Origin of the sequence: Streptomyces sp. NBC_00654 (genome assembly GCF_026341775.1) — a bacterium.
GTDB lineage: Bacteria > Actinomycetota > Actinomycetes > Streptomycetales > Streptomycetaceae > Streptomyces.
In genome coordinates this window covers 853890-871414 of the sequence record NZ_JAPEOB010000001.1, presented here as the reverse complement: position 1 = coordinate 871414, position 17525 = coordinate 853890, and the positions used below count along the sequence as shown (strand labels likewise).

General features: G+C 72.5%; 15 protein-coding genes. 4 read left to right on the top strand and 11 right to left on the bottom strand.

From position 1 onward, the window contains the following. Positions 1-287 precede the first annotated feature (287 nt). On the bottom strand, positions 288-1277 hold the full coding sequence (locus OHA98_RS03755; RefSeq protein ID WP_266922670.1) for a GlxA family transcriptional regulator: 990 nt from the start codon (positions 1275-1277) through the stop codon (positions 288-290). 74 nt (positions 1278-1351) lie between these two features. Between OHA98_RS03755 and OHA98_RS03750 the strand changes: the two genes are divergently transcribed. Further along, positions 1352-1939: a cysteine hydrolase family protein gene (locus tag OHA98_RS03750; protein WP_266922669.1), complete on the top strand. Its 588-nt coding sequence runs from the start codon at positions 1352-1354 to the stop codon at positions 1937-1939. 38 nt (positions 1940-1977) lie between these two features. Here OHA98_RS03750 and proC read toward each other — a convergent pair whose 3' ends face one another. The 5 genes from proC to OHA98_RS03725 form a co-directional block, all read right to left on the bottom strand. Further along, on the bottom strand, positions 1978-2787 hold the full coding sequence (gene proC, locus OHA98_RS03745; RefSeq protein ID WP_266922668.1) for a pyrroline-5-carboxylate reductase: 810 nt from the start codon (positions 2785-2787) through the stop codon (positions 1978-1980). Between the two features lie 64 nt (positions 2788-2851). Continuing rightward, positions 2852-3679: an ABC transporter permease gene (locus OHA98_RS03740; RefSeq protein WP_266922667.1), complete on the bottom strand. Its 828-nt coding sequence runs from the start codon at positions 3677-3679 to the stop codon at positions 2852-2854. Further along, positions 3676-4563 (bottom strand): ABC transporter ATP-binding protein, encoded by an 888-nt coding sequence (locus OHA98_RS03735; protein WP_266922666.1) that lies wholly within the window; start codon positions 4561-4563, stop codon positions 3676-3678. The genes OHA98_RS03740 and OHA98_RS03735 overlap by 4 nt, the downstream gene beginning before the upstream one ends. A 64-nt stretch (positions 4564-4627) precedes the next feature. Continuing rightward, positions 4628-5143, bottom strand: coding sequence for a hypothetical protein (locus OHA98_RS03730; RefSeq protein WP_266927694.1), 516 nt, complete (start codon positions 5141-5143; stop codon positions 4628-4630). A gap of 19 nt (positions 5144-5162) precedes the next feature. Beyond that, positions 5163-5522, bottom strand: coding sequence for an SH3 domain-containing protein (locus OHA98_RS03725; RefSeq protein WP_266922665.1), 360 nt, complete (start codon positions 5520-5522; stop codon positions 5163-5165). A gap of 124 nt (positions 5523-5646) precedes the next feature. Here OHA98_RS03725 and OHA98_RS03720 point away from each other — a divergent pair, with 124 nt between their 5' ends. Further along, positions 5647-7809: a protein kinase gene (locus tag OHA98_RS03720; RefSeq protein ID WP_266922664.1), complete on the top strand. Its 2163-nt coding sequence runs from the start codon at positions 5647-5649 to the stop codon at positions 7807-7809. Between the two features lie 165 nt (positions 7810-7974). On the opposite strand, the gene ilvD is transcribed toward OHA98_RS03720, so the two are convergent. From ilvD to OHA98_RS03700, 4 genes are all read right to left on the bottom strand, one after another. Further along, positions 7975-9825, bottom strand: coding sequence for a dihydroxy-acid dehydratase (ilvD, locus tag OHA98_RS03715; protein WP_266922663.1), 1851 nt, complete (start codon positions 9823-9825; stop codon positions 7975-7977). A 119-nt stretch (positions 9826-9944) separates the two neighbouring features. Continuing rightward, positions 9945-10631 (bottom strand): TetR family transcriptional regulator, encoded by a 687-nt coding sequence (locus tag OHA98_RS03710; protein ID WP_266922662.1) that lies wholly within the window; start codon positions 10629-10631, stop codon positions 9945-9947. Positions 10632-10654: 23 nt separating this feature from the next. Beyond that, positions 10655-11479 (bottom strand): sugar phosphate isomerase/epimerase, encoded by an 825-nt coding sequence (locus tag OHA98_RS03705; RefSeq protein ID WP_266922661.1) that lies wholly within the window; start codon positions 11477-11479, stop codon positions 10655-10657. 121 nt (positions 11480-11600) lie between these two features. Beyond that, on the bottom strand, positions 11601-12548 hold the full coding sequence (locus OHA98_RS03700) for a Ppx/GppA phosphatase family protein (RefSeq protein WP_266922660.1): 948 nt from the start codon (positions 12546-12548) through the stop codon (positions 11601-11603). A 174-nt stretch (positions 12549-12722) separates the two neighbouring features. Between OHA98_RS03700 and OHA98_RS03695 the strand changes: the two genes are divergently transcribed. Beyond that, positions 12723-13565, top strand: coding sequence for a hypothetical protein (locus OHA98_RS03695; protein WP_266922659.1), 843 nt, complete (start codon positions 12723-12725; stop codon positions 13563-13565). A 110-nt stretch (positions 13566-13675) separates the two neighbouring features. On the opposite strand, the gene OHA98_RS03690 is transcribed toward OHA98_RS03695, so the two are convergent. Then, positions 13676-15805, bottom strand: a complete 2130-nt coding sequence (locus OHA98_RS03690; RefSeq protein WP_266922658.1) for a hypothetical protein — start codon at positions 15803-15805, stop codon at positions 13676-13678. A gap of 240 nt (positions 15806-16045) precedes the next feature. Between OHA98_RS03690 and radA the strand changes: the two genes are divergently transcribed. Continuing rightward, positions 16046-17458 carry a DNA repair protein RadA gene (gene radA / locus OHA98_RS03685; RefSeq protein ID WP_266922657.1) on the top strand — a complete coding sequence of 471 codons (1413 nt, stop codon included), beginning with the start codon at positions 16046-16048 and terminating at the stop codon, positions 17456-17458. The last annotated feature ends 67 nt before the right edge of the window (positions 17459-17525 follow it).

The window sequence follows — 17525 nt, the reverse complement described above, 5'->3', positions numbered from 1 at the left end:
CGTTTCCCTTTCCGGCGAGTCCGACTCTATCAGATCCTTTCGGGCCTGATTCCCAGTCAGCGGGGTTTGTCTTCCCGGCTGTTGGGCCGTTCCGACGAGTGAGACTTTAGCGGAATCCTGGGCTCCGACGCTAATCGGGGTGCGTTCCTTCGAACACGGATTCCTCATTTCGCGAATGCGCACGAAAAACAGCGCGACACGGAGTCGCTCGCTTGTCGTGGTTACTGCGGAATGGCTGTCCGGGGACCGACCGGGGTCGGCGCTCACGTCGGACAACTCGGAGCACACTACGGATCCGGGGTAGGTGTGTCAACCCCGGGCCTGGGGGGTGACTCCTGGAAGGCCAGGCGGTAGGCGCGGGGGCTGGTGGAGAGGTGGGCCCCGAAGTGCTGGCGCATGGTGATCTCGCTGCCGAAGCCCGTGCGGCGGGCCACCTCGGGGAGGGGGTGGTCGGTGCGTTCCAGAAGCTTCTGAGCTGCGGCGATGCGCTGGGTGATCAACCAGCGCAGCGGAGTCGTACCCGTGGTGGCCTGGAAGTGGCGGGCGAAGGAGCGCGGGGACATGCCGGCGCGGGCGGCGAGGGTGGCGACCGTGTGGGGTTCCGCCAGATGGGTCAGGGCGTACGCGCGTACCGAGGCGAGGGTGTCGGCGTCACGGTCGGCGTGCGGGGTGGGGTGCTCGATGAACTGGGCCTGGGTTCCGGTGCGGAACGGGGCGGTGACCATCGAACGGGCGATCGCCGCCGCCGCTTCGGCGCCGTGGGTCGTGCGGACGAGGTGGAGACAGAGGTCGATTCCGGCCGCGGTGCCCGCGGACGTCCAGAGATTGTCGTCGTGGAGGAACAGGGCGTCCGGGACCACGGTGACATGGGGGTGGTGGCTGCGCAGGAGGCCGGTGAGGTTCCAGTGGGTGACTGCCCGGCGGCCGTCGAGCAGCCCGGCCTGCGCCAGGGTGAACGCTCCCCCGCAGAGGGCGGCGATCGGTGTGCCGCTGCCGTGGGCCCGTCGCAGCGCTTCGAGGACCGGCGCCGGGGCCGGGGTCAGATGGTCGTCCAGACCGGGAATCACGATCAGGTCGGCCCGGGACAGCCAGGCCAGGGTGCGGTCGGGGGTCAGGCTGAGACCGCCGCGCAGGGGGATCGGGGCCGGGTCGGCGGCCGAGCGGCGCAGGTCGAAGGCGGGGACCCCGCGGTCGGTGCGGTCCACTCCCCATACCTCCGTGATGACGGAGACGTCGAAGGCCCGGATGCCGGGGAACGCCACGAGTGCGATGCGCATCGTGGCAGTAAACCATCGGCCGATGGCTTCTGTACGTCTGGGCGGTGTGGGCCGGGCGGTGGAGGATCGATGGCATGGAGATCACGGAGAACGCGGCGCTGGTTGTGGTGGACGTCCAGGAGGGGTTCGAGGAGGAGGCGTACTGGGGTGCCCGGAACAACCCGGACGCGGACCGGAACATCGCGGATCTGATCGACGCGTGGCAGGCGAGCGGGCGGCCCGTCGTCTTCGTACGGCACGACTCGGACAAGCCCGGTTCGCCGCTGCGGCCCGGGCACCCGGGCAACGACTTCAAGCCGTATGTGGAGGAGCGGCGCGGGAAGGGGCGCGGGGGTGAGCTGTTCGTGACGAAGTCGGTGAACTCCGCCTTCTACGGGACGCCCGATCTGGATGCCTGGCTGCGGGAGGCCGGGGTGCGGCAGATCGTGGTGGCCGGGATCCAGACCAACATGTGCGCGGAGACCACGGCGCGGATGGCCGGGAACCTGGGGTACGGGGTGTTCTTCGCGCTCGACGCGACGTACACCTTCGACGGGGTCGGGCCCTGGGGGTGGACGCTCGGCGCGGAGGAGTTGGCGCGTGCCACCGCCGTGTCGTTGCACGGCGGTGGGTTCGCGCAGGTCGTGGAGAGCCGGGAACTGGTGGCCGCGGTGGCGGTCTGACGGACGGGCCGCGCCGACGGCCGGTGTCCCGTCGGCTGTCAGCCGTTGCCGGAGGCCAGCTCGCGGCTGCGGTCGCGGGCCGCCTCCAGGGCGGCGATGAGCGCGGCGCGCACTCCGTGGTTCTCCAGTTCACGGATGGCGCTGATGGTGGTGCCGGCCGGGCTGGTGACGGCCTCGCGGAGCTTGACCGGGTGTTCGCCGCTGTCGCGGAGCATGACCGCGGCGCCGATGGCCGCCTGGACGATGAGGTCGTGGGCCTGGGCACGGGGCAGGCCCAGAAGGATGCCCGCGTCGGTCATCGCCTCGACGAGGAAGTAGAAGTACGCGGGTCCGGAGCCGGAGAGCGCGGTGGCCGCGTCCTGCTGGGACTCCGGGACCCGGAGGGTCTTGCCGACGCCGCCGAAGATCTCCTCGGCGGTGGTGAGGTGCTCGGTGGTGGCGTGGCTGCCGGCAGAGATGACGGACATGCCCTCGTCGACCAGGACGGGGGTGTTGGGCATGACGCGGACCACGGGGGTGTCCGCGGTCAGGCGGTCCTCGATGAACGCGGTCGTGATGCCCGCGGCGGCGCTGATCACCAGCCGGTCGGCGGTGATGTGGGGGGTGAGTTCGTCGAGGAGCCTGCCCATGTCCTGGGGCTTGACCGCGAGGATGAGGATGTCGGCGTTCTTGGCGGCTTCGGCGTTGGTGACGGACTCGACGCCGTATCGCGTGCGGAGCTCCTCCGCGCGCTCGGAGCGGCGGGTGGTCACCAGCAGGTCGGCGGGGCGCCAGCCCGCCCGGATCATGCCGCTGAGCAGGGCCTCGCCGATCTTGCCGGTGCCGAGGACTGCGACTGTCTGGGTCATGCGTTCACCCTCCGGGCGGTGCTCTGTGCTGGTCGGTCGTCCTCGTCATCCTTGCACCGGTGGTTCAGACCGTGCGGCGGCTGAGGGTGGCCGCGCCCAGACAGAGGACGAGGAGCCCGCAGCCCGCGACGACCGCGATGTCGCGGACGAAGTCCGCGGTGATGTCCGTGTGGCGCAGGACCTGGTTCATGCCGTCGACGGCGTACGACATGGGCAGTACGTCGGAGATCGCTTCGAGCGCCGGGTGCATCCGGTCGCGCGGGGTGAACAGGCCGCAGAGCAGGAGCTGCGGGAAGATCACCGCCGGCATGAACTGGACCGCCTGGAATTCGGAGGCCGCGAACGCCGAGACGAACAGGCCGAGCGCCGTCCCCAGGAGCGCGTCGAGCAGCGCGACCAGGAGCAGCAGCCACGGTGAGCCGATGACGTCCAGGCCCAGTACCCCTACGGAGAGCGCGGTGGCCAGCACGGACTGGGCGACGGCCACGGCGGCGAACGCGAGGGCGTAGCCCGCGATCAGGTCGCCCTTGCCGAGCGGCATGGCGAGGAGGCGTTCGAGGGTGCCCGAGGTGCGTTCGCGCAGGGTGGCGATCGAGGTCACCAGGAACATCGTGATGAGCGGGAAGATGCCGAGCAGCGAGGCGCCGATGGAGTCGAAGGTCCGCGGACTGCCGTCGAAGACGTACCGGAGCAGCGTGATCATCAGGACGGGGACGAGCAGCAGCAGGGCGACGGTGCGCGGATCGTGACGGAGCTGGCGCAGGACCCGGGCGGCGGTGGCGGTCGTACGGGCCGGGGTCAGGAAGCGGGAGGGGGCCACGAGGTGGAGGTGTTCCGCGGGGCGGGTGGGTGTTGCGGGGCCGCCGGGGGGTGTGGAGCGGTCGGGGGTCATGGGGTGGCCTCCCCGCTGGGGGCGGTCGCGGCGGCTGCGGCTGCCTCGTCGACCAGGTGGAGGAAGGCTTCCCCGACGGTCTCCGAGCCGGTGCGGCGGCGCAGGTCCTCGGGTGTGCCCGCGGCGAGGATCCCGCCCTCGCGCATCAGCAGCAGGCGGTGGCAGCGTTCGGCCTCGTCCATGACGTGGGAGGAGACCAGGAGCGTGGTGCCCCGGTCGGCGGCGAGGGTGTGGAAGAGGTTCCACAGGTCGCGGCGGAGTACGGGGTCGAGGCCGACGGTCGGTTCGTCGAGGACCAGCAGTTCGGGCGTGCCCAGCAGGGCGGCGGCGAGGGAGACACGGCTCAGCTGGCCGCCGGAGAGGGTGCCGGCCAGGGCGTCGGTACGGGTGGTGAGGTCGACGTCCCGGATGGCCCGGGTGACGGCTTCCCGTCGGGCTTCGCGCCGGGCGCGGCCGGGCTGGAGGACGGCCGCGAAGTAGTCGAGGTTCTGCCGGACCGTGAGGTCGGTGTACACGGACGGCGCCTGGGTGACGTACCCGATACGGGGGCGCAGTGCGGGGTGGCCCGCGGGGAGGCCGAGGACGTCGAGCGTGCCGGTGGCCTTGGCCTGGGTGCCGACCACGGCGCGCATCAGCGTGGATTTGCCGCAGCCGGAGGGGCCGAGAAGGCCGGTGATCCTGCCGGGTTCGACCGTGAAGCCGAGGTCGCGCAGGACGGTGCGGTCGCCTCGTACGACGGTGAGGGAGCGGGCTTCCACGGCGGGGGGAGCGTGAGCCGGTGCGCGAGCCGGGGTCGGCTCCGCAGCCGGCGCGGGCTCCGGAGTCGGCTCCGCTGCCGGTGCCGGTTCTGGGTCCGGCTCCTCGGCCCGCGCGTAATTCGCCATGTGTTGAATTTTGGGTCCGGTGGTTCTCCCCCGTCAAGGCATCGCACGGGGCGGCGCGGAGGAGTCAGCGGTTCTTGGGCCGTTTGCCCTTGGCCGTCCCGCGGGCCGCCGGGTTCCCGGTGCGCGACGAGCGGCGCTTCGCGTACTGGGCGGCGGCGGTCTCGTACTCCGTGCGCCGGAGCTTCTCGCCGGGCGCCTCCAGCAGGGAGCGGAAGAAATACGCCAGCAGCGAGCCGATGAAACCGATCGACTTCAGGCCGCGGAGATTGTCCTCGCGGCCCGGATCCGCCGGGCGGGAGCCGAAGCCTTCCCACGTCTTGCGGAAGGCGATGGCGCTGCAGATGCCGAACATCAGGATGACCAGCATCCCGACGAAGCTGCCGACCTCCGCGATCTCCAGGCCCTGGTAGGCGAAGCGGAGCACGAAGCAGGCGGCGACCGCCGCGGCGAGCGAGCCGGCCGCGACACCGACGCGCCGCAGCCCGTAGCCCCCGTCGTGGTCGACCCAGGTCGTACCGAAGAAACGGATGGGCTCGGGCCGCGGGCCGGATGCTTCACTGTTCTCGCTCACGGGGTCGATTATCCCCGGGCGGCCGGTTTCAGTCGCAGCGCGGCGCGACGTAGCCGTCGGTGCCGGTGTGGACGTAGGCGTCCGCGACGAACTGTCCGTTGGCGATGTTGTCCCAGAGGTTCGACGTGCCGTACGGGCCGGTGACCCGCTCCCCCGGCTTCTGGCAGTAGATCGGGACCTTCATCCCGTACGGAAGGGTCCGGACGATCCGGTAGTTGGTCCCCGGTCCCACCCGGACGTTGACGCGGTAGCCCGGTGCGATCGGGTACTTGGCCAGATCGTCGGAGGCCGCCTCGACGGAGGCCGCCCCGTCCGTGCCGACCGCCGCTTCCACCGCCGTGTCCACCGCCGTGTCCACTGTGGCCGTGCTCTGCTCTTCAACGCCCATGAGGGCCTCCCCCGTTGAGAAACGATGACTACGACGCGCAGGCTAACAAGCCCCACGCCGCTCGTACGCACCATCGACTAGGCTCCGTGCGTCGCGCTTGCGGACGAACACACGGGGGTGGGCGATGCCGCCGCTGCGAGAGACCGGAGCCAATCCGGAAGCGGAGCATCCGGAGTACGCCGGAACGTACCGGCTGGAGGCATGTCTCGGATCGGGCGGCATGGGTGTCGTGCATCTGGCGCGCTCCGCCTCGGGGCTCCAGCTGGCGGTCAAGGTGGTGCACGGGCCGTATGCGGCGGATCCCGAGTTCCGGGCGCGTTTCCGGCAGGAGGTGGCGGCCGCGCGGCGGGTGAGCGGGGCGTTCACCGCACCGGTCGTCGATGCCGATCCGGGAGCCGGACGCCCGTGGATGGCCACCCTCTACGTACCCGGCCCCACCCTCGCCGAGCAGGTGAAGCGGAACGGGCCCCTGGCTCCCGCCGAGCTGCGCAGGCTGACCGCCGGGCTCGCCGAGGCCCTGCGCGACATCCACCGGGCCGGGGTCATCCACCGCGATCTCAAGCCGAGCAACGTCCTGCTCTCCGATTCCGGGCCCAAGGTCATCGACTTCGGGATCTCCCGGCCGTACGACAGCGATCTGCGCACCGAGACCGGCAAGCTGATCGGTTCGCCGCCCTATATGGCGCCCGAACAGTTCCAGCGGCCGCGCGAGGTCGGCCCCGCCGCCGATGTGTTCGCGCTGGGGGCCGTGCTGGTCCACGCGGCGACGGGCAGCGGTCCCTTCGACTCGGACAGCCCGTACATCGTGGCGTACCAGGTGGTGCACGACGAGGCGGATCTCGCCGGGGTGCCCGGTGATCTCGCGCCGCTGGTCGGCCGGTGCCTGGCCAAGGACCCGGCCGAACGGCCCACGCCGGACGAGATCATGGCGGCGCTGCACCCTCCGTCGTACGAGGCCGCCGCGTTCATACCCGCGCAGCGCCGGCCGGTGGCCGTGGAGGCGGACGACGGGCCCACGACCCATGTACGGGCCGTGCCGCCGGCCGTCGTACGGCGCCGGCCGCGCGGCCGGCTCGTGGCGGCGGCCGTCGCGCTGCTCGTGCTGGTGACCGGGGCGGGTGTGGCCGCGTCGGAAATGTGGGGCGGCACGGCCGGGCCGAGGACGCCGGAGACCGGGAAGAAGGCCGCCTTCGCACCGTGGCACACCCCGCTGCGGACCGCCGGAAGCGCCACCCCCGTCTGTTCCGCGGACGGGAGCGGCTCGGCCGCCGGCTCCGAAACCGCGGCGGGCTCGGGGATCTACTGCGCGGCGGCCGGGGCCGGCACCGCGCGCCTGGACCCGGTGGACGGCCGCGTGCTCTGGTCGGACCCGGCCGCCGCCGCGGGGGGCGCGGCGCGGAGGACCGCCTGGCCGCCCGTGGTCGCGGGCGGTCTCGTGCACAGCGCGGACCCGGGCGGGACCCTGCGCACGTACGACCCGGCCGAGGGCACGCAGGTCCGGGACACGGACGTCTCCGCGTACCCGGACGCCCCGTTCGCGGCGGGTGACACGCTGCTGCTGGTCACGGACGACGGCACGGTGAAGGCGCTCGACGGCGCGACCGGGAAGGCCCGCTGGGAGCACCCGGTCCGCGGGCACGCGCGCCCCGACTTCGCCGCCTACGACACGGCGTCCGGGCTGGCGTACGCCTTCGAGCACTCGCCCTCCGGCTCGACCACCCTCGTCACCGCCCTCGACGGCGCGAAGGGGAGGACGGCGTGGCAGCGGCGGCTGGACGGGATGCTCACTCCGGCCGGTACCGCTGACGGCTCGCTCGTCCTGACGGCGATGAACGGGGACTCGGAGACCGTCGCGCTCGTCCGCTACGACCCCGACGCGCGCGCCCTGGCCCGTATCGAGCTGCCCTTCCGGCTGAACGATCCGCAGGTGGTCCTGGGCGGCGGCACCGCGTATCTCCTCGCCCGGGGAGGAACGCTGCTCGCCATCGACACGGAATCGCGGACGGAACCCGAGCGGTGGCGGCTGGAGACGGGCGTCGGGCGGGCCTCGGCACCCGTCCTCGGGCCGGGCGAACAGCTGTACTTCTCCGCGGCGGACGGGCGGCTGCTGGCCGTCGACACCGGGCGGGGTGCGCTGGCGGGGCAGACCCCCGCCCGGCTGCGGGAAGGCAGGCTCACCTACGCGTCGGCCCTGCCCGCACCCGTGGTGGCGGGGCGGATCGTGGTGGGTACGGCCCCGGACGGGTCCGTGTTCGCCGTCGACGGGCGGGACCCGCGGAGCTGGTGACGGGGGGCTCGCCCGCGTATATGACCAGGACGCCCGCCCGCGTACGTGACCCGGACGCCCGGACACATACGTGACCTGGTCCCCGGACACGTACAGAGGCCTGCTGCCACACGCAGGTGCGTGGCAGCAGGCCTCCGGTGGGGTGCTGTCGGGTCGGTCCTCGGGTCAGCCGAGCTTGGAGACGTCGCGCACGGCGCCCCGGTCCGCGCTCGTCGCCATCGCCGCGTACGCCCGCAGCGCCGCCGAGACCTTGCGCTCGCGGTTCTTCGGGGCGTAGACGCCGTTCAGCGCCTCGCGGCGGGCGGTCAGTTCGGCGTCGACGACGAGGAGCTCGATGGACCGGTTCGGGATGTCGATACGGATGCGGTCGCCGTCCTCGACGAGCGCGATCGCGCCGCCCGATGCCGCCTCCGGCGACGCGTGGCCGATCGACAGGCCCGACGTACCGCCGGAGAAGCGGCCGTCGGTGACCAGCGCGCAGCTCTTGCCGAGGCCGCGGCCCTTGAGGAACGAGGTCGGGTAGAGCATCTCCTGCATGCCGGGGCCGCCGCGCGGGCCCTCGTAACGGATGACGACGACGTCGCCCTCCTTGATCTCCTTGCGGAGGATCTTGTCGACGGCCTCTTCCTGCGACTCGCAGACGACCGCCGGGCCCTCGAAGGTCCAGATCGACTCGTCGACGCCGGCCGTCTTCACGACACAGCCGTCCACGGCGAGGTTGCCCTTGAGGACCGCGAGACCGCCGTCCTTGGAGTACGCGTGCTCCAGGTCGCGGATGCAGCCGCCCGCGGCGTCCAGGTCGAGGGTGTCCCAGCGCTCGGACTGGGAGAAGGCGGTCGCGGACCGGACACAGCCGGGGGCGGCGTGCCACAGCTCGACGGCTTCCGGCGACGGCGAGCCGCCGCGCACGTCCCAGTTCTTCAGCCACTCCGCGAGGGTGTCGGAGTGCACCGAGTGCACCTCCTCGTTGAGCAGGCCCGCGCGGTGGAGTTCGCCGAGGAGGGCGGGGATGCCGCCCGCCCGGTGGACGTCCTCCATGTAGTACGTACCGCCGGGGGCCACGTTGGGAGCGACCTTCGACAGGCAGGGAACGCGGCGCGAGACCTCGTTGATGTCGTCGAGGTCGTAGGCCAGCTCCGCCTCCTGGGCGGCGGCGAGCAGGTGCAGGATCGTGTTGGTCGAGCCGCCCATCGCGATGTCCAGCGCCATCGCGTTGTCGAACGCGGCGCGGGTGCCGATCGCGCGGGGCAGGACCGTCTCGTCGTCCTGCTCGTAATAACGCTTGGTGATCTCCACGACCGTGCGGCCGGCCTCCTCGTACAGCGCCTTGCGGGCGGTGTGCGTGGCGAGGACGGAGCCGTTGCCGGGGAGGGAGAGACCGAGGACCTCGGTCAGGCAGTTCATCGAGTTGGCGGTGAACATGCCGGAACAGCTGCCACAGGTGGGGCAGGCGTTCTCCTCGATACGGAGGATGTCCTCGTCGGAGATGCTCTCGTCGACGGCGTCGCTGATCGCGTTGACCAGGTCGAGCTTGCGGACCGTGCCGTCGACGAGCGTCGCCTTGCCGGCCTCCATCGGGCCGCCGGAGACGAAGACCGTCGGGATGTTGAGGCGCATGGCGGCCATCAGCATGCCGGGCGTGATCTTGTCGCAGTTGGAGATGCAGATCAGCGCGTCGGCGCAGTGCGCCTCGACCATGTACTCGACGGAGTCGGCGATCAGGTCGCGCGACGGGAGGCTGTAGAGCATCCCGTTGTGGCCCATCGCGATGCCGTCGTCCACGGCGATGGTGTTGAACTCGCGGGGCACGGCGCCCGCCGCCTTGATCGCCTCGGAGACGATCCGGCCGACCGGGGCGAGGTGGGTGTGGCCGGGGACGAACTCGGTGAACGAGTTGGCCACCGCGATGATCGGCTTGCCGATGTCCTCGCTCGCTACGCCCGACGCCCGCATAAGGGCGCGGGCGCCCGCCATGTTGCGGCCGTGGGTGACAGTGCGGGACCTCAGCTGCGGCATCGCGCTCGCTCCTTCGACAGAAAAGACTGTCTCCGAGCGTACGCCTCGGCTCCAAGATCTGGACACGATGTCCGGATCCTGGGATGTGATTCTCACGGCGGACGAGTGCCGGGAGGGGGTCAGGCCTCCGTGAAATATCTCTGCAGGGTCGGCGCCACCATCCCGATGATCTTCTCCGGGTCCGCCGAGGCCAGCGGCTCCGCCTTGATCACGTAACGCAGGATCGCGATGCCGACCATGTGCGAGGCGGCCAGCTCCGCCCGGAAGGTCGGATCGGGAACGTCCAGTTCCGCCGCGATCCGCTCCAGCAGCCGTCGCAGGACGACGCCGCGCAGGATGCCCGCCGCCGCCTCGTGGGTGAGCGCCGAGCGGATGACCGCCAGGAGCGGGGCCCGGGTGACCGGGTTCTCCCATACGGAGATGAAGTAGCGGGCCAGCCGTTCGCCCAGACCGTCCACCGGGCCGCCGAGCAGCGAGGGGATGACCAGCGCGGGCTCGAAGGAGACCTCGATGGCGGCGGCGAAGACCTCGTCCTTCGTACCGAAGTAGTGGTGGACCAGCGCGGCATCGACGTCCGCCGCCTTGGCGATCCCCCGGATCGACGTCTTGTCGTAGCCGCGCTCGGCGAACTCCGTTCGGGCCGCTTCGAGGATGCGGGTACGGGCGTCGGGGCCGGTCGTCCCGGCCGTACGGGAGGGGCGGCCGCGGCGGCGGGGGGCGGTTTCCGGCCTCTCCGGCCTCTCCGGCTGCTTCTGCCTCTCCGGCTTCTCCTGTGCCTTCGGCTTCTCGGGTGTGTCCGGCGTCACGGGCGTCGCTGGTGTCCTGGCCGTCACGTGCGGGGGGCCCGCGCGGACGACGCCAGGTGGAGGCGGGTGAACGCGAGCGCCTCCGCGAGGTCGGCCTCGCGTTCGGCGGAGGACATGGCGCGACGGGTGTTCACCTCGATGACGACATGGCCGTCGAACGCGGTACGGGCCAGCCGCTCCAGCAGCTCCGCGCAGGGCTGGTCGCCCCGGCCCGGGACCAGGTGCTCGTCCTTGTTGGAGCCCTTGCCGTCGGCGAGGTGGACATGGGCCAGCCGGTCGCCCATCCGGTCCACCATCGCCAGCCCGTCGGTGCGGGCGGTCGCGGTGTGCGAGAGGTCCACCGTGAAGTGGCGGTAGTCGTCGTTCGTGACGTCCCAGTCGGGGGCGTACGCGAGCATCTCCCGGTCCCGGTAGCGCCACGGGTACATGTTCTCGACGGCGAACCGCACATCGGTCTCGTCCGCCATGCGCCAGATGCCGGTCACGAAGTCGCGGGCGTAGTTGCGCTGCCAACGGAACGGCGGGTGGACGACGACGGTCGACGCGCCCAGCCTCTCGGCGGCCGCCCTGGCCCGCTGGAGCTTCACCCAGGGATCGGTGGACCAGACCCGCTGGGTGATGAGGAGGCAGGGTGCGTGCACGGCGAGGATCGGGACCTGGTGGTAGTCCGAGAGCCGGCGCAGCGCCTCGATGTCCTGGCTGACCGGGTCGGTCCAGACCATGACCTCGACCCCGTCGTACCCCAGGCGCGCGGCGATCTCGAAGGCCGTCGCGGTCGACTCCGGATAGACCGAGGCCGTCGACAGGGCGACCTTCGCATCGGGGATGCGCACCACTGGTTCTGCCACTTGGACAGCGTACGGGCAGTGGTACGCCCCGCCGAGGGTCACCGGCGGAAAGTGACCAGGGCCATGGGGTGGGTGGAGCCCGGCCGGGCGCCGCGCCGGTGGACCGGCCGGGCTCATGACATCAGCGCAGCGCGGCCTGTTCCGCCGGGAGGTGGTCCAGGCGGCGCAGGATGACGCCCTCGCGCAGCGCCCAGGGGCAGATCTCCAGCTCCTCGACTCCGAACAGGTCCATCGTCCCCTCCGCCACCAGCGCCCCGGCGAGCAGCTGTGCGGCGCGTCCCTCGGAGACCCCGGGCAGCCGGCCCCGCTCCTCGACGGTCATCGCCGCCAGCTTCGGCACCCAGTCCTCCAGGGCCTTGCGGCTGAGGGAGCGCTGTACGTACAGCCCCTCGGTGGAACGCGCGGCGCCCGCGATCCTGGCGAGCTGCTTGAAGGTCTTGGAGGTGGCGACGACATGGTCGGGGCGGCCGAGGCGGGTGAACTCGCCGACGCTCCGGGCGATCCTGGCCCGTACATGGCGGCGCAGCGCCTTCACCTCCGCCGGGTCCGCCGGGTCGGCCGGCAGCCAGGCCGCGCTGAGGCGCCCGGCGCCGAGGGGCAGGGACACCGCGGCGTCGGGCTCCTCGTCGATGCCGAACGCGATCTCCAGGGAACCGCCGCCGATGTCCAGGACCAGCAGTTTCCCTGCCGACCAGCCGAACCACCGGCGCGCGGCGAGGAAGGTGAGCCGGGCCTCCTCCTCACCGCTGAGGACGGCGAGGTCGACGCCCGTCTCGTCGCGCACCCGGGCCAGCACCCTGTCCGCGTTGGTCGCCTCGCGCACCGCGGACGTGGCGAACGCCAGGACGTCCTCGCACCCCTTGTCCTCGGCGGCCTGGACCGCCCCGGCGATGGTCGACACCAGCCGGTCCACGCCCGGAGGGCCGATGGAGCCGTCCTTGTCGAGGAGTTCGGCCAGCCGAAGCTCCGCCTTGTGCGAGTGCGCGGGCAGCGGGCGGGCGCCGGGGTGGGCGTCCACCACCAGCAGATGAACCGTGTTCGACCCCACGTCGAGGACTCCGAGTCTCATACCGGAACGCTACTGCGGCCACGGACCGGGACCGGCCGGCCCCTGGGAGAAGGGGAAAGGAGCGGGGCCGGGAGCCCGGGGGAAAGCCGTGACGGGCGACCGTATCGCCGCGGATGTGGGTGCCCGGCGCCGCGACGCCGCCACGCATGTACCGGTCGGTCTTACTCTTGGCGCGTGCCAAAGACGAAAAAGGCGAAGCCGGGCAAAGCCACGAAGAAGCAGAAGACGAACCGGGAGACACAGCAGCCGGAGAACAACGGACCGAACGGTTCCGACGAGAAGGGCCTCGACTTCGCACGGGCCTGGGTGGAGTTCCCCGACCCGGCGGACGACGAGCAGGTCTTCCGCTGCGATCTGACCTGGCTGACCTCCAGGTGGTCCTGCATCTTCGGCAGCGGCTGCCAGGGCATCCAGGCGGGCCGCGCCGACGACGGGTGCTGCACGCTGGGCGCGCACTTCTCCGACAAGGACGACGAGAAGCGGGTGGCCGGCCATGTCGCACGGCTGACACCGGAATTGTGGCAGTTCCACGATGTCGGTACGGAGACGGGCTGGGTGGGTGTCGACGAGGACGGCGAGCGCCAGACGCGTCGCTGGGAAGGCTCCTGCATTTTTCAGAACCGGCCCGGTTTCCCGGCCGGGGCGGGCTGTTCGCTGCACATCCTGGCGCTGCGGGAGGGCAAGGACCCTCTCGAAACGAAGCCCGACGTGTGCTGGCAGCTGCCGATCCGGCGTACGTACGACTGGATCGACCGGCCCGACGACACACGTGTGCTCCAGGTCTCGATCGGTGAGTACGACCGCCGGGGCTGGGGTCCCGGCGGTCACGATCTGCACTGGTGGTGCACCTCGGCCACATCGGCGCACGGGGCCGGGGACCCGGTGTACGTCACCTACCGCCCCGAGCTCACCGAGCTGATGGGCAAGAAGGGCTACGGCCGGCTGGTCGAGCTGTGCGAGGAGAGGCTGTCCTCGCTGCTGCCGATGGCGCCGCACCCGGCCGACCCTCCGGCCTGACCGTCCCGCCGGACCGCCCGGCCGACTCCGGCGGGACGGTCCGGCCGGCGGCGGTGTCCGGCAGCGCGGTCCGGACGACCGCGGTGTCCCGCGGCACGGTCCGGGAGCGGTCAGCCCGTGGGGGCCGGGACGGACGGGCCGGTGGACGGCTCGGACGGGCCCGGGGACGTGGGCGTCGGCTCGGTCGTGCCCGGCCCCGGATCCGTGGAATCCGTCGGGCCGGGCGTGGGACCACCGGTCGGGTCCGTCGGGCCCGGGGTGGGCTCGGTGGGGCGGGTGGGGCCCGGGGTGGGACCGGTCGGGTCCGTGCCGGGGTCCGTCGGCTTCGTCGTGGGGCGGGCCGGACCCGTCGCGCCACCGTTCGCCGGGGAGGCGGCCCCGTACCCCTCGAACATGACCAGGGAGCCCGACGGGGCGATACCGATCCGCGCGCGCCACGGCCCCTCCGGCTCGGCCCTGCGGTTCACCGAGACCCGGATCGTGACGCTCTCCCCGGCGGCGAGGACGCCCGACGAGCGGCTGAGGCGCAGCCACGGCGCGTCCACCCCTGCCGACCAGGTGACGGGGCCGCCGCCGGAGGCGGTCAGGGTGATGGTCGTGACATCGCCCGAGGTCCGCGCGGTGACGTCCAGACCGCCGGGACCGTGCCGTCCGCCGCCGGAGCTGATCACCTCGGCCGTCACGTCCGGGGAGCCGGAACCGTCGTTGGGGCGGTTGCCGAAGCGGCCCTTCTCGCCGGGACGGGCGTTGCCCGCGTTCTCGTAACGGTCGTACGGGGTTCCCTCCATGCCCCCCGTGTCGTCCAGCTCGGTCGCGGTGACCGCAGAGCCGTCGTGCCCCTCCCCGGTGTGCGGCGCCCCCCGGTAGGCGGCCCACAGCGCGATCACGGGAGCGGCGACGACGGTCGCGACCACGGTGGTCGTCACGACCCGGGCGCGCAGCCGGTCGCGGCGCGCGGCGTGATCCTTCGGGTCCAGCGGATAGCCCGTGCGGTCGAAGCGCGGGGTGCCCGCCCTGGACCGCTGGGCGTGGACCATGGCGACCTGGACGGAGGGGCGGGGGGCCTCGACGACGGGCAGCACGGTCGTGGAGGTGACGGCGGCGCCCGGCCAGGGACCGGCGGCACCGGCGCGTTCGGCGACGAGGCGGCAGCGGGGGCAGTCGTCGACGTGCCGGACGAGCTCGCGGCGCAGCACCGCGGAGAGCGGCACCCGGTGGTCGCCGGTGAGACGGGCGACGGCAGGGCAGTCCGCGGTCTCCACGACGGCGAGGGCGGCGCGGGTGCGCTCCACCTCACAGGTCGCGGCGGCCAGCAGTTCGCGGGCGGTGGCGGGCTCCAGGCCGAGCACCGAGGCCACGGCGCGCGGGGGGAGCCCGTGCCGTACCGAGAGTTCGAGCGCCTCGCGCTGTTCCGGGGTGGTGCCCGCCGCCTCGGGCCAGGCCAGCTGGGCCAGTTCGCGCCGGCGCGCTTCGGCCGCCGGGGACTCGGCGGGCGCCGGGGTGACCGCCTCCTCGGGGGTGGGAGGCCTGGCGGGGGCGTAGGGCGCGGCGGGGCGGGTGGAGATCGCGGGGACGGTGGGGTCGGTGGGGACTACGGGATTGGTGGAGAGCGCGGGATTGGCGGGGACGGCGGGGATCGCTGGGATCGCGGGGACAGTGGCGAGGGGGAGGTTGGCGGGAAGGGTGAGATCGATGGGGAGGGCGCGGTTGGCGGGGAGGGTGTGGTCGGCGAGCGGGGCGACCGGCCTGGGACCCGGCGCGCGATGGCCCGTGTGCGCCCCCGTCCGCGCGGCCGCGGGCCAGGCGCTCCCGGGGCGCGCGCCCTCCGGCGGGGCGCTCGCCGGAGGGGCGGACTGCGGGCGTGCGGAGCTCGGATACGCGGTCCTCGCGCGCTCCGCCCTCGCCTCCTTCGCCGAGTGACGATGGGCCTGGCGGCCGCGCTTCCGCTCGGTCATCCTGCGCAGGCACATCCACCTGGCCAGCGCGTACAGCCAGGTCTTGCGCTCCTCCTCGCCCGCCGGGCACCGGCTGTCCTCCCTCTCCGCGATCGCCAGGACCGCGCCGAGCGCGTCGGCGGCCGCTTCGTGCTCGCAGAGCACGGAGAGGCAGTAGGTGAAGAGGCCGTCGAGGTACTGCTCGTAACATGCGGGCGTTCGCTGTGCCGACGAGTGGGGCGCACGGCGGTGCGCCCGGTGTGCGCCGGTGGTGTGCGTGGGGGTCTCCAGCCTGCTGCTCGTCACCCGGCGACCGTAGGCAGTGGAGAGGAGGCCTTAGTACCCCTTCAGTACTTTTAACCCTTACGGGTGAACGTGTCCCTCGAAAGGGGACAGGAATCGCGGATTCCGCTCTGCGCGCCCCCACGCGCCCCCGCCCGAAACCGGGCTGCCGCGCCCGCCCCGGCCGGGCTGCCGTACCCGCGCCGGCGGGCTTCCGCACCGGCCCCGGGCCGGGCTGTCGTACCTCCCCTATACGGTGACGCCATGGCTGCCCGTACGAAATCCGCGAAGGACCGGCCGTCCTACCGCTGCACCGAGTGCGGCTGGACCACCGCCAAGTGGCTCGGCCGCTGCCCCGAGTGCCAGGCCTGGGGGACGGTCGAGGAGTTCGGCGGCGCCCCCGCCGTGCGGACCACCGCGGCCGGCCGGGTCTCCACCGCCGCCGTCCCGATCGGTCAGGTCGACAGCCGCCAGGCCACCGCGCGCTCGACCGGCGTGAGCGAGCTGGACCGGGTGCTGGGCGGCGGGCTCGTGCCCGGCGCCGTCGTGCTGCTGGCGGGCGAGCCGGGCGTCGGCAAGTCGACGCTGCTGCTGGACGTGGCCGCCAAGGCGGCGAGCGGCGACCACCGCACGCTCTATGTCACCGCCGAGGAGTCCGCGAGTCAGGTCCGGATGCGCGCCGACCGGATCCGGGCGATCAACGACCACCTCTTCCTCGCGGCGGAGACCGATCTGTCCGCGGTGCTCGGCCATCTGGACGCGGTCAAGCCCTCGCTGCTCGTCCTCGACTCCGTCCAGACCGTCGCCTCGCCCGAGATCGACGGCGCCCCGGGAGGCATGGCCCAGGTCCGCGAGGTCGCCGGAGCGCTCATCAGGGCGTCCAAGGAGCGCGGGATGGCCACGCTCCTGGTCGGCCATGTCACCAAGGACGGCGCGATCGCCGGACCCCGGCTGCTGGAGCACCTCGTCGACGTGGTGCTCTCCTTCGAGGGCGACCGCCATGCCCGGCTCCGTCTGGTGCGCGGCGTCAAGAACCGTTACGGGGCGACCGACGAGGTCGGCTGCTTCGAACTCCACGACGAGGGCATCACCGGACTCGCGGACCCGTCGGGCCTCTTCCTCACCCGCCGGGACGCACCGGTGCCCGGCACCTGTCTGACCGTCACCCTGGAGGGCAAGCGGCCGCTCGTCGCCGAGGTGCAGGCGCTCACCGTCGACTCCCAGATCCCTTCACCCCGGCGCACGACCTCCGGCCTGGAGACCTCCCGGGTATCGATGATGCTGGCCGTGCTGGAGCAGCGCGGCCGCATCAGCGCGCTCGGCAAGCGGGACATCTACAGCGCGACGGTCGGCGGCGTGAAGCTCACCGAACCGGCGGCGGACCTGGCGATCGCGCTCGCCCTGGCCAGCGCCGCCAGTGACACACCGCTCCCGAAGAACCTGGTGGCGATCGGTGAGGTGGGCCTCGCGGGCGAGGTCAGACGGGTCACCGGCGTCCAGCGCAGACTGGCCGAGGCACACCGTCTCGGCTTCACCCACGCCCTGGTTCCGACCGACCCGGGGAAGGTCCCGGCCGGTATGAAGGTCACGGAAGTCGCCGACATGGGCGACGCTCTGAGAGCACTCCCGCGCCGGTCTCGCACGGAGGCACCACGGGAGGACAACGCGCGCCGGTAGACTTTGCCCTGGTCTCGCCCGCCCGTACGAACGGTATGAGGGACGCAAGGGCATCGCAAACCTGTGA

What these genes read in the sequence shown, in the direction of transcription:
- OHA98_RS03755 (WP_266922670.1), bottom strand. Translation starts at nt 1,277, where the DNA reads ATGCGCATCGCACTCGTGGCGTTCCCCGGCATCCGGGCCTTCGACGTC.
- OHA98_RS03750 (WP_266922669.1), top strand. Translation starts at nt 1,352, where the DNA reads ATGGAGATCACGGAGAACGCGGCGCTGGTTGTGGTGGACGTCCAGGAG.
- proC (WP_266922668.1), bottom strand. Translation starts at nt 2,787, where the DNA reads ATGACCCAGACAGTCGCAGTCCTCGGCACCGGCAAGATCGGCGAGGCC.
- OHA98_RS03740 (WP_266922667.1), bottom strand. Translation starts at nt 3,679, where the DNA reads ATGACCCCCGACCGCTCCACACCCCCCGGCGGCCCCGCAACACCCACC.
- OHA98_RS03735 (WP_266922666.1), bottom strand. Translation starts at nt 4,563, where the DNA reads ATGGCGAATTACGCGCGGGCCGAGGAGCCGGACCCAGAACCGGCACCG.
- OHA98_RS03725 (WP_266922665.1), bottom strand. Translation starts at nt 5,522, where the DNA reads ATGGGCGTTGAAGAGCAGAGCACGGCCACAGTGGACACGGCGGTGGAC.
- OHA98_RS03720 (WP_266922664.1), top strand. Translation starts at nt 5,647, where the DNA reads ATGCCGCCGCTGCGAGAGACCGGAGCCAATCCGGAAGCGGAGCATCCG.
- ilvD (WP_266922663.1), bottom strand. Translation starts at nt 9,825, where the DNA reads ATGCCGCAGCTGAGGTCCCGCACTGTCACCCACGGCCGCAACATGGCG.
- OHA98_RS03700 (WP_266922660.1), bottom strand. Translation starts at nt 12,548, where the DNA reads ATGAGACTCGGAGTCCTCGACGTGGGGTCGAACACGGTTCATCTGCTG.
- radA (WP_266922657.1), top strand. Translation starts at nt 16,046, where the DNA reads ATGGCTGCCCGTACGAAATCCGCGAAGGACCGGCCGTCCTACCGCTGC.